The sequence below is a fragment of the Sphingomonas sp. genome, from assembly GCF_035490575.1.
In the GTDB taxonomy this organism is placed as follows: Bacteria; Pseudomonadota; Alphaproteobacteria; order Sphingomonadales; family Sphingomonadaceae; genus Sphingomonas.
Window position 1 is genome coordinate 1 of record NZ_DATJLI010000007.1, and the last position, 10344, is coordinate 10344.

Genomic DNA, 10344 nt, shown 5'->3' on the forward strand with positions numbered 1-10344 from the left:
CCCGGTGGCGACCCGGTCGCTCGGATCGGCGCGCGCGCCGTCGACGCGAAGCTGCCCGGTGCGCGCCCAGCGCGACACGATGTTGAAACTGGCGTCGGGGACGTGCTGCTTGAACCAGCGGTCCAGCCGAATGCCGTCGTCATCGGCCTCAACAACGAACTGGCGCACCTGTGCTTCGGGTTTGTCGTTCATGGCAGCGCCCGCACCAAGCGCGAGCGGGAACCGCTGACCGACGAACAGATCGAACTGGCGCAGGCGATGGTCATCCACCGCGACGCGCAGGCGATCGTGCTGAACAAGCCGGCCGGACTGGCGACGCAGGGCGGGACGCGCACGCACGAGCATGTCGACGGGCTGCTGGACGCATTGTCGTTCGAGCGGGAGGATCGGCCAAAGCTGGTTCACCGGCTGGACAAGGACACGTCGGGCGCGCTGCTGCTGGCGCGCACGGGTCGGGCGGCGGCGTTTTTCTCGCGCCATTTTTCGGGGCGTTCGGCCAAAAAAGTCTATTGGGCGCTGGTCGTCGGCGTACCCGAAATCGCTGACGGGCTGATCGAACTGTCGCTGTCCAAGCAGCCCGGATCAGGTGGCGAGAAGATGCATGTGGATGAGGAAAACGGCCAGCCCGCGCGCACCCGTTACCGCGTGATCGAACGCGCGGGCAACCGCGCCGCCTGGGTCGAGTTACAGCCGCATACCGGCCGCACGCACCAGCTGCGCGTGCACATGTCGGCCATCGGGCACCCCATCGTCGGCGACGGTAAATATGGCGGGCAGGAAGCATTCCTGACCGGCGGGGTCAGCCGCAAGATGCACCTTCATGCACGCCGCATCCGCATCGACCATCCCGATGGCGGCAAGCTGGACATCACCGCCGACCCGCCCGCGCATATTGCCGAAACGCTGGAAATGCTGGGCTTCGATCCCGCACTGGGCGACGTGCCGTTTGATGACAGCCCGCCCCCCGCCACGCGTGAGGTGAAGAAAGCACGGGCCAGGGCGCACGCCAAGCAGTTCCGCAAGGAACGGCGGGGTGAGCGGCGCGGCCGGGGCGAGCGTTGAGCAACCGGCTGGTGATTTTCGACTGTGACGGCACGCTGGTCGACAGTCAGGCCAATATCTGTGTCGCGATGGAGCAATGCTTTGCCGCGCACACCCTGCCCGCGCCCGGCCGCGCCGACATCCGTCGCATCGTCGGGCTGAGCCTGGTCGAAGCGATGCGCGCGCTGCTGCCCGACGCGCCGCCCGAACAGCACCGGGCGATGGCGGAGGATTACAAACGCGCGTTTCAGACGCTGCGCGGCAATGGCGGGTTGCTGGACGAACCGCTGTTCGACGGGATTGCACAGGCGCTCGACGCGCTGGAGGCCGATGGCTGGCTGCTGGGCGTGGCGACGGGCAAGTCGGACCGCGGGCTGTCGCTGATACTGGCACATCATGGCCTGTCACACCGCTTCGTCACGCTGCAAACCGCCGACCGGCATCCGTCCAAGCCGCACCCGGCGATGATCCACGCCGCCATCGCCGAAGCCGGGGCGACGCCCGAAACATCGGTGATGATCGGCGACACCAGTTTTGACATGGCAATGGGCGTGGCAGCCGGGGTTCGGCCGATCGGTGTCGCCTGGGGCTATCATGCGCCCGACGAACTGCGCGACGCGGGCGCGTTGATGGTCGCCGGTCATGCCAGCGAACTGGCGCGGCTGGCACAGGGCACCTATTAAGAGGCGATGAGCACTCCGCACGATCCGGCGATGGGCCGATATTATCTGATGGTGCTGGCACGCATCGTGCCGGTGGCGGGCGCCCTGTTCGGGCTGGTGATTCTGGGCCGTGCACAGCAATTGCCGCAGCAGATATTGGGACTGGCGATCGTGCTGACTGCGTTGTGGGTCATGGCGACACTGCCGCGTGCGCTGGCGCGGCGCTGGCGGACGCCGCCCGCGCCATGAAGCGATTCTGGCGCGATGTTGCGGTGGTGCCCGGAGGCGGCTTTCGCATCGCGCTTGATCGGCAGCCGATCCGCACCCCCGGCCGCGCACCGCTGGCGGTTCCGACCCGCATACTGGCCGAAGCGATCGCTGCGGAGTGGCGCGGTGTCGAGGGCGAGATCGACCCTCGCGCCATGCCGCTGACCGGGTTGGCCAACGCGGCCATCGACCGAGTCGCGCCTGACCCCGCCAGCTTCGCCGCAGGCCTGGCGCGCTACGCCGAAAGCGACCTGCTGTGCTACCGCGCCGACACCCCAGCCCCGCTGGTCGCGCGACAGGCGGCGGCCTGGGACCCGCTGCTCGACTGGGCGCGCGCGCGGTATGACGTGCATTTCCAGGTTACGAGCGGCGTGATGCACATCGCCCAACCGCCCGCTACCGTCGCCCGGCTGAGTGAGGCCATTGCCGCACGCCACCCGTTCGAACTGGCGCCGCTGTCGATCGTCACGACGATCACCGGATCGCTGGTCATGGCGCTGGCCGCAGCCGAGTGCACGTTTGATCCCGACACGCTCTGGCACGCCGCGCAAGTGGACGAGGACTGGCAACGCGAGCAATGGGGCGACGACGCGCTCGCCACGCAGGCGCGGGAAGCGCGCCGCGCCGAATATGACGCCGCCATCGCCTTTCTGGTGGCCAGTCAGGCTAGGGACGCGTCAAACGAAGCTTGATTGCGTTCAGGCCGCGCATCGGTGAGAGCGCTGCCATGCGATGGTTCAAACCCCTGCTGACCGGTGCCACCTGGCGCGAGCGCGTTGTCGGCTGCGCGGGCGCATTCGTGTGTCTGGCGCTGACGATGATCGTCAGTTCGCCGATATCCCTGTCCGCAACCGACCTGCCCGCGATCGTGGCGCCCCTCGGTGCGTCGGCAGTGCTGGTATTCGCGGTGCCCAGCAGCCCGCTGGCGCAGCCCTGGTCGGTTCTGGGCGGCAACATCATTTCCAGCCTGATCGGCGTGGCGGTGGCACAGGCGGTGCCCCACGTCGCGCTCGCGGCGGGACTGGCGGTCGGGCTGGCGATATTGGTCATGTCGCTGCTGCGCTGTCTTCACCCGCCGGGCGGGGCCGCGGCACTGACTGCTGTAGTCGGCAGCGCCGCGATCCATGATGCGGGCTATGCCTTTGCGTTCGCGCCCGTTGGCATCAATTCGGTCGCGCTCGTCGCACTGGCGATGCTGTTCCATCGCGCGACAGGGCACCGCTATCCCCACCGTCCGGCCGTGTCCACGCAACCGATGCAGGCAGCCGAACTGGTCGATGCCGATATCGATGCGGCGCTTGCCGACATGCACGAGAGTTTCGACATCGCGCGCGACGATCTGGAGGCATTGATCGCTCGCGCACGCCTGCATGCCCGCGCGCGCGTCAGTTCTTCAACATCGAACGGATAAAGCCGATCAGCCCGGTCTGACGCGACCGTTTCAGCCGCTCCGCCGACAGGATGGTGCGGACACATTCATAGCAATGCTCGACATCGTCATTGACCAGCACATAGTCATAGCCATCCCAATGGCTCACTTCGGCGGCGGCGCGCGACATACGGGCATCGATCACTTCGGCCGTGTCGGTTGCGCGGGCGACCAGTCGGCGGTGCAGTTCCTCCATCGACGGCGGCAGGATGAACACCCGCACCACATCGCCACCGGCAATCTGAAACAATTGCTGCGCGCCCTGCCAGTCGATGTCGAACAGGACGTCGCGGCCCGATGCCAGTATCTCCTCCACCTGCTGGCGCGGCGTGCCGTAGCGGTTGTCGAAGACATGCGCCCATTCCAGAAACTCGTGATTCGCCACCATCGTGCGAAACCGTTCCAGATCGACGAAATGGTAATCGCGCCCGTCGACTTCGCCGGGGCGAATCGCGCGCGTGGTGGCCGACACCGACATCTGAAGGTCGGGATCGTTCGCCAGCAGCTTTCGTGCGATCGTGGATTTGCCGGCACCGGACGGTGACGACAGGACGAACAGGACTCCGCGACGTTTCAATCCATGCGGGTCGGATTCGATCTTATGGGACATGGGCGCCTTTGGGCGCCAGTAGCGGGCGAGGTCAAGTGCCCCGCCCGCCAAAGGCCGGTATCAGACGCGCCGCTTGCCCTTATGACGGTCATACATTTTCTTGCCGACATAGGCGGCACCCAACGCGGTGCCGAGCGGTCCCATGCGCCGCAGCACACTGCCCGCGGCCCAGCCGATGGCCGCACCCTTGGCGCCGCCCGACCCGTCACGCCGGTCCATTTCGCGCCCGACCAGCGCGCCGATGATGCTCTTAATCATGCTTCCACTTCCTTGCCGGTAATCGCGTCAAATCCTTCGCCGATCGCCCGCAGCACTGCCCAGCCCACGGCATAGGTCAGGATGACGGGGACGGTGACTTTCAGCACATTGGCCGTGATCGCACCGACAATCGCGCCGTCGCCGACGCCGTCGTCACCGCTCATCCCGTCGATCGCCGCACCGACGACCGCACCAATGGTTGTCGCACCCATGTCAGATTTCCTTCCCCGCGTTTCGATGGCGCATCAATCCGCGAAGGCCGCGCCCGGTTCCCTTCACCCGCCCGTCATCGCCTCAGGCCGGACCACGCGGTCAAACGTCGCCTCGTCCACCAGGCCGAGCGCCAGCCCCGCTTCCTTCAGCGTCAGCCCCTCCCGGTGGGCGTGCTTGGCGATGGCGGCGGCATTGTCGTAACCGATTTCGGGCGCAAGTGCCGTCACGAGCATCAGCGAACGTTCGACCAATTCCGCAATACGCCGCTCATTGGCCTGCAATCCGTCGACGCAGCGTTCGGCGAAGCTTTCCATTGCCGTTGCCAGCAGGTCGATCGAACGCAGCACGTTGGCGCCGATCATCGGCTTGAACACATTAAGCTCCAGATGCCCCTGCAATCCGCCCACCGTAATCGCAGCGTGATTGCCCATCACTTGCGCCGCGACCATCGTCAGCATCTCGCACTGCGTCGGATTGACCTTGCCCGGCATGATCGAGCTGCCGGGTTCGTTGGCGGGCAGGTCGAGTTCACCCAGCCCCGATCGCGGCCCCGATCCCAGCAGGCGGATGTCGTTGCCGATCTTGGTCAGCGCCACCGCCAGCGTGTTGAGCGTGCCCGACAGGTGCACCAGCGGATCGTTCGAGGCCAGCGCCTCGAACATGTTTTCGGCCGGGGCAAAGGGGATATCGGTCAATGCTCGCAGCTCGGCACAGAAGTCGCGCGCAAAACCCTGGGGCGCGTTCAGGCCGGTGCCGACCGCCGTGCCGCCCTGCGCCAGCCGGTTGGTGCCATGCTCGATCGCCGGTTCGATCCGCCGCCCGGCGCGATACAGTTGATGCGCGTAACCCGAAAACTCCTGCCCCAATGTCAGCGGCGTCGCGTCCTGAAGGTGCGTCCGGCCGATTTTCACGATCCCGGCCCACGCCTCGGCCTTCTGTTCGATCGCGCTCCGCAAGCGGTCGAGCGCGGGGAACAGCCGCCGGTGCGCCGCCAGCGACGCGGCGATATGGATCGCGGTCGGAAAGCTGTCGTTCGACGATTGCCCTCGATTGACATCGTCATTGGGGTGGACGGGTGCCTTGCCGCCGCGCGTTCCGGTCAGGATCTCGTTCGCGCGGCCGGCGATCACCTCGTTCAGGTTCATGTTGGTCTGGGTGCCGCTGCCCGTCTGCCAGATGACCAGCGGGAACTGCGCGTCATGGTCGCCGCGCGCGACCTCAGCCGCGGCCTGTTCGATGGCATCGGCCTTTTCGCCGTCCAGCCCGTGGCGACGATTCACGCGGACGGCCGCCTGCTTCACCAGCGCCAGCCCATGGACGATCTCGATCGGCATGGCTTCGCGCGCACCAAAGGGAAAGTTCTGGATCGAACGCTGCGTCTGCGCGCCCCAATAGGCGCCGGCAGGCACTTCGATCGCGCCGATCGAATCGGTTTCGGTGCGGGTGGCCTCAGTCATGCGCGTCTCCTGAAATCGGGTTCGATCTGGAAGATGCGGCTTCCGCGCGCTGATTCAACCGAAGCGACGGACCATGAAGAAGCGGGTGTCCCCCGGCGGATAGTCGTCGATCTGCCCGAACACCGTGAAGCCCAGCCGCTCGTAGAAGCCACGAGCCTGGAAACTGAACGTGTCCAGCCACACGCCCACGCACCCCGCCGCCATCGCTTCATCGACCGCGGCCCGCATCAGCCCGGTGCCCAGCCCATTTCCGCGCGCCATCGGCTCAAGTGCCAGATATTGCACGAACAGCCAGCGATAAGCGATGCGGCCCCACAATCCGCCGACCCGCCGCCCATCATCGCCGGTTGCGTAAAAAGCGATATCGCGTGCGTCGATCGGCGGCGCGGCGGACGCGTTATGCGCGGCAAGGATTAACAGGATCGCGTCGCGATCATCGGGACCGGGCGTGGCGACCGGCTCGATCACGCTCACTTCTTGCGCTTGAAATCCACCGAGACGACGTTCGACCCATCCTCGACCGGCTCGGCCCGCGCGCCTTCGCCGTCGTTTTCGGCGGGTTCGTGCTCGGCCTCTTCGATCGCTTCGCTCGCTTGGAAGCGCAGTTCGAAATTGACCGCGGGGTCGTGAAAGCCGGTGATCGCCGAAAACGGGATCGTCAGCATCGACGGCACCTGATTGAAGCTGAGACCCACCGAAAACTGGGTGTCGTCGACCTTGAGGTCCCAGTAGCGATGCTGGAGCACGATCGTCATCTCATCCGGGAACCGGTCGATCAGCCGCTGCGGAATGTCGACGCCCGCCGCCTGCGTCTTGAAGGTGATGTAGAAATGATGGGCGCCCGGCAGGCCGCCTGTGGCGGCAACCGATCCCAGCACGCGGCCGACGACGGCGCGGAGCGCTTCCTGCACGATTTCGTCATAGGGAATCATGCTGTCGGGGACTTGAGCGTTCATGGCCCCTTGCTAGCGTCCCCGCCCCCAGAATCAAGCATGGGTGTCGAGATTGCATGGACGCCCCAAGCCGCTATGTGAGCGGACATGCGAAGCGCCATTGTCAAACGCGACACGTCGGAAACGCGGATCGAGGTCGAAGTGAACCTCGACGGCACGGGTCAATATTCGATTCATACGGGGGTCGGCTTTTTCGATCACATGCTCGAACAGCTGTCGCGCCACTCTTTGATCGACATCCGCCTGAAATGCGACGGCGACCTGCATATCGATCAGCACCACACGGTCGAGGATTCGGCGCTGGCGCTGGGCGAAGCGGTGGCCAGGGCGCTGGGCGACAAGCGCGGCATCCGCCGTTACGCCGACGCGCTAAGCCCCATGGACGAGACGCTGACGCGCGTGGCGCTGGACATATCGGGCCGCCCATGGCTGGTGTGGAAGACCGCTTTCAGCCAGACGCGGCTGGGCGAAATGGATACCGAGCTGTTCCAGCACTGGTTCCACAGCTTTGCCCAGACTGCCGGCGTCACGCTGCATGTCGAGACGCTGTATGGCGACAATAATCACCATATCGCCGAAAGCGCATTCAAGGGCCTTGCCCGCGCGCTGCGCGAAGCGATCGAGATCGACCCGCGCAAGGCCGATGCGATCCCGTCGACCAAGGGAGTGCTGTAACATGACGGTCCGCCCGATGGCGCCGTGCACATTGGTGCTGCTGACCTATGTAAAGCCGCTGGAAGAGATCGACCGGCTGCGCCCCGAGCATGTCGAATGGATCCAGCGCGCGATGGATGAAGGTGTGATGATCCTGGCCGGGCGCCGCACATCGGCCGCCGGCGGCGTGCTGCTGTTCCGGGGCGCCGCCGATGCGGTCGAGCCGGTCGCAAACACCGATCCGTTCGTGACCGGCGGTGCCGCGACGTTTGAGCTGGTCGAGTTTACCGCCAGTCTGGCTGCCGATGCGATGGCCGACCTGTTCGGATGACGACCGCGCTGATCGATTACGGCGCGGGCAACCTGCATTCGGTCCACAACGCGCTGCGCGCCGCCGGAGCCGTCGATATCGCCATCACCGCCGACCCTGACGTCGTGCGCGGGGCGGAGCGGATCGTGCTGCCCGGTGTCGGCGCGTTCGCCGCGTGCCGCGACGGGCTGACCGCGCTGCCGGGCATGGTCGAGGCGCTGGAGGAGCGCGCGCTGCGCGGCGGTGTGCCGTTCCTGGGCATCTGCGTCGGCATGCAGTTGATGGCGACGACGGGCGAGGAAATGGGCAGTCATGCCGGCCTTGGCTGGATCGACGGCACGGTTGCGCGGATTCCCGACGCCCCCGGCGTGCATGTGCCGCACATGGGCTGGAACGACGTGATCCCCGCCCGCCCGCACCCGCTGATCGAGGCGGGCGAGGCCTATTTCCTGCACAGCTACGCCTTTACCGGCGATGACGTGCTGGCGACCACCGATCATGGCGGTCCGGTCACGGCGGCGATCGGCCGCGACAACCTGATCGGCATCCAGTTTCACCCCGAAAAGAGCCAGCGCTATGGCATCGCGCTGCTGGAGAGGTTTCTCGCATGGCGGCCCTGACCATCTTTCCCGCGATCGACCTGAAGCGGGGACAGGTCGTGCGGCTGGCCGAGGGCGATATGGATCGCGCGACCGTTTACGGTGACGACCCCGCGGCACAGGCGCGCGCATTTGCCGATGCCGGGGCCGATCACCTGCACGTTGTCGATCTGGACGGTGCCTTTGCGGGCAATTCGGTCAATGGCGATGCGGTGCGCGCCGCTGTCGCCGCCTTTCCCGGCCGCGTCCAGTTGGGCGGCGGGGTTCGCGAGATGGCGGCGGTGGAGGCGTGGCTGGCGATCGGCGTCGCCCGCGTCGTCATCGGCACCGCCGCGCTGAAGGACCCGGATTTCGTCAAGGCAGCCGCGCGGGCGCATCCCGAACGCATCGTCGTCGCGGTGGACGCGCGCGACGGCATGGTCGCGACCGCAGGCTGGGCCGATGTGTCCGACGTGACCGTCACCGATCTGGCCCGCCGGTTCGAGGATGCGGGCGTCGCCGCGCTGCTGTTCACCGATGTCGGCCGCGACGGCCTGCTGAAAGGCTGTAATGTCGAGGCGACGGTCGCGCTGGCACGGGCAGTGTCGATCCCGGTCATCGCATCGGGCGGTGTTGCTGGGATTGAGGATATTCATGCACTTGTCCCGCATGTCTCGGACGGCGTGTCGGGGGTTATCACGGGCCGCGCGCTGTATGACGGGCGCCTCGACCTGAGCGAAGCGATCCGGGTCGCTGCCGCATGAGCGTCCGCGCACGCGTCATCCCCTGTCTCGACGTCGCCAATGGCCGCGTGGTCAAGGGCGTCAATTTTGTCGACCTGAGGGATGCGGGCGATCCCGTCGAGCAGGCGCGCGCCTATGACGCGGCCGGGGCGGACGAGCTGTGCTTCCTCGACATCACCGCCAGTCACGAGGCGCGCGGCACGATCCTCGACGTGGTGCGGCGCACGGCGGAGGTGTGCTTCATGCCGCTGACCGTCGGCGGCGGGGTGCGGTCGGCGGCCGACGCGCGCGCGTTGCTGCTGGCGGGCGCGGACAAGGTGGCGGTGAACTCCGCCGCCGTCGCGCGCCCCGAAGTCGTCGCCGAAATCGCGGAGCGTTTCGGCAGCCAGTGCGTCGTCGCATCGGTCGATGCCCGGCGAACGGAGGGGCGCTGGGAAGTCTTCACCCATGGCGGGCGCAAGCCCACCGGCCTCGATGCAGTCGAACACGCGCTGCGGCTGGTTGAACTTGGCGCCGGCGAATTGCTGGTCACGTCGATGGACAGGGACGGCACGCGCGATGGCTATGACCTGGACCTGATCCGCACCATCGCCGATCAGGTGCAGGTGCCCGTCGTCGCCAGTGGCGGGGTCGGCAATCTCGACCATCTGGTCGCCGGGGTTCGCGACGGCCATGCCAGCGCCGTGCTGGCCGCATCGATCTTTCACTTTGGCGAAGCAAGCATCGCTGACGCGCACCGCGCGCTGGCGGCGGCGGGCGTTCAGGTGCGATCGCCTGTCGGCTGAACTTACAACGGCGGAGCGCGGTTGACGCGCCGTTAACCGTTGAGTGACAGTTTTCCGTTCGTTTTGCGTGTTGGCACATCCCTTGCTGGATCGACGGCGACAATTGATCGACAGGGGAAATCATGGAAACCGTTCGTCTCGCGCTCGCCGCCGCAACGCTCGCCGCGCTGCCCGCCGCTGCCTATGCCTATGACGACAAGCCCACCACGCCGCCCAGCAGCAGCGGTGGCGCGTCAGGCGGTTCGTCGGGTGGCCCCGTTGCCGTTCCCGCTCCGGCCGCCATTGGCCTGTTCGCGCTGGGTATCGCGGGCCTGGCTGTCGCGCGTCGTCGTCGCCGCTGAAACCATCGGCCCGTGCCGTCGCTCCGGCGGCACGGGCGTTGAC

General features: G+C 66.7%; 17 protein-coding genes. 11 read left to right on the top strand and 6 right to left on the bottom strand.

Features of this window, described 5'->3' with window-relative positions; all coding sequences use genetic code 11:
• The first annotated feature begins 24 nt into the window (after positions 1 to 24).
• Genes VL973_RS00280 through VL973_RS00300 form a run of 5 tightly spaced genes read left to right on the top strand, consistent with a single transcriptional unit; the run spans position 25 to position 3381 of the window.
• Positions 25 to 1062 (top strand): RluA family pseudouridine synthase, encoded by a 1038-nt coding sequence (locus VL973_RS00280; protein WP_325282051.1) that lies wholly within the window; start codon positions 25 to 27, stop codon positions 1060 to 1062.
• Positions 1059 to 1724, top strand: coding sequence for an HAD-IA family hydrolase (locus VL973_RS00285; protein ID WP_325282035.1), 666 nt, complete (start codon positions 1059 to 1061; stop codon positions 1722 to 1724). Before VL973_RS00280 ends, VL973_RS00285 begins: the two co-directional genes overlap by 4 nt.
• Before the next feature lie 6 nt (positions 1725 to 1730).
• Positions 1731 to 1952, top strand: coding sequence for a hypothetical protein (locus tag VL973_RS00290; RefSeq protein WP_325282036.1), 222 nt, complete (start codon positions 1731 to 1733; stop codon positions 1950 to 1952).
• Complete coding sequence (locus VL973_RS00295) at positions 1949 to 2662, top strand: ATP12 family chaperone protein (protein ID WP_325282037.1); 714 nt, start codon at positions 1949 to 1951, stop codon at positions 2660 to 2662. The genes VL973_RS00290 and VL973_RS00295 overlap by 4 nt, the downstream gene beginning before the upstream one ends.
• Before the next feature lie 35 nt (positions 2663 to 2697).
• The gene (locus VL973_RS00300; protein ID WP_325282038.1) at positions 2698 to 3381 is read left to right on the top strand and encodes an HPP family protein; all 684 of its coding nucleotides are present in this window, start codon (positions 2698 to 2700) and stop codon (positions 3379 to 3381) included.
• Here the strand turns inward: VL973_RS00300 and gmk are convergent.
• The 6 genes from gmk to VL973_RS00330 form a co-directional block, all read right to left on the bottom strand.
• On the bottom strand, positions 3356 to 4009 hold the full coding sequence (gmk, locus tag VL973_RS00305; protein WP_325282039.1) for a guanylate kinase: 654 nt from the start codon (positions 4007 to 4009) through the stop codon (positions 3356 to 3358). The genes VL973_RS00300 and gmk overlap by 26 nt on opposite strands.
• Positions 4010 to 4069: 60 nt before the next feature.
• Positions 4070 to 4267, bottom strand: a complete 198-nt coding sequence (locus VL973_RS00310; protein ID WP_325282040.1) for a hypothetical protein — start codon at positions 4265 to 4267, stop codon at positions 4070 to 4072.
• The gene (locus tag VL973_RS00315) at positions 4264 to 4479 is read right to left on the bottom strand and encodes a hypothetical protein (RefSeq protein WP_325282041.1); all 216 of its coding nucleotides are present in this window, start codon (positions 4477 to 4479) and stop codon (positions 4264 to 4266) included. The genes VL973_RS00310 and VL973_RS00315 overlap by 4 nt, the downstream gene beginning before the upstream one ends.
• A 63-nt stretch (positions 4480 to 4542) precedes the next feature.
• Positions 4543 to 5937, bottom strand: coding sequence for a class II fumarate hydratase (gene fumC / locus VL973_RS00320; protein ID WP_325282042.1), 1395 nt, complete (start codon positions 5935 to 5937; stop codon positions 4543 to 4545).
• 54 nt (positions 5938 to 5991) lie between these two features.
• Entirely contained in the window at positions 5992 to 6405 is a 414-nt protein-coding gene (locus VL973_RS00325) for a GNAT family N-acetyltransferase (protein WP_325282043.1), read from the bottom strand.
• Positions 6406 to 6407: 2 nt separating this feature from the next.
• The gene (locus tag VL973_RS00330) at positions 6408 to 6893 is read right to left on the bottom strand and encodes an SspB family protein (RefSeq protein WP_325282044.1); all 486 of its coding nucleotides are present in this window, start codon (positions 6891 to 6893) and stop codon (positions 6408 to 6410) included.
• Positions 6894 to 6977: 84 nt separating this feature from the next.
• Between VL973_RS00330 and hisB the strand changes: the two genes are divergently transcribed.
• From hisB to VL973_RS00360, 6 genes are all read left to right on the top strand, one after another.
• Positions 6978 to 7565 (top strand): imidazoleglycerol-phosphate dehydratase HisB, encoded by a 588-nt coding sequence (gene hisB, locus VL973_RS00335; protein WP_325282045.1) that lies wholly within the window; start codon positions 6978 to 6980, stop codon positions 7563 to 7565.
• Between the two features lies 1 nt (position 7566).
• Positions 7567 to 7875 carry a YciI family protein gene (locus VL973_RS00340; RefSeq protein WP_325282046.1) on the top strand — a complete coding sequence of 103 codons (309 nt, stop codon included), beginning with the start codon at positions 7567 to 7569 and terminating at the stop codon, positions 7873 to 7875.
• Positions 7872 to 8474, top strand: a complete 603-nt coding sequence (hisH, locus tag VL973_RS00345) for an imidazole glycerol phosphate synthase subunit HisH (RefSeq protein ID WP_325282047.1) — start codon at positions 7872 to 7874, stop codon at positions 8472 to 8474. The genes VL973_RS00340 and hisH overlap by 4 nt, the downstream gene beginning before the upstream one ends.
• Entirely contained in the window at positions 8462 to 9196 is a 735-nt protein-coding gene (hisA, locus tag VL973_RS00350) for a 1-(5-phosphoribosyl)-5-[(5-phosphoribosylamino)methylideneamino]imidazole-4-carboxamide isomerase (RefSeq protein WP_325282048.1), read from the top strand. Before hisH ends, hisA begins: the two co-directional genes overlap by 13 nt.
• Positions 9193 to 9960 carry an imidazole glycerol phosphate synthase subunit HisF gene (hisF, locus tag VL973_RS00355; RefSeq protein WP_325282049.1) on the top strand — a complete coding sequence of 256 codons (768 nt, stop codon included), beginning with the start codon at positions 9193 to 9195 and terminating at the stop codon, positions 9958 to 9960. Before hisA ends, hisF begins: the two co-directional genes overlap by 4 nt.
• A 122-nt stretch (positions 9961 to 10082) precedes the next feature.
• Positions 10083 to 10301, top strand: a complete 219-nt coding sequence (locus VL973_RS00360) for a PEP-CTERM sorting domain-containing protein (RefSeq protein ID WP_325282050.1) — start codon at positions 10083 to 10085, stop codon at positions 10299 to 10301.
• The last annotated feature ends 43 nt before the right edge of the window (positions 10302 to 10344 follow it).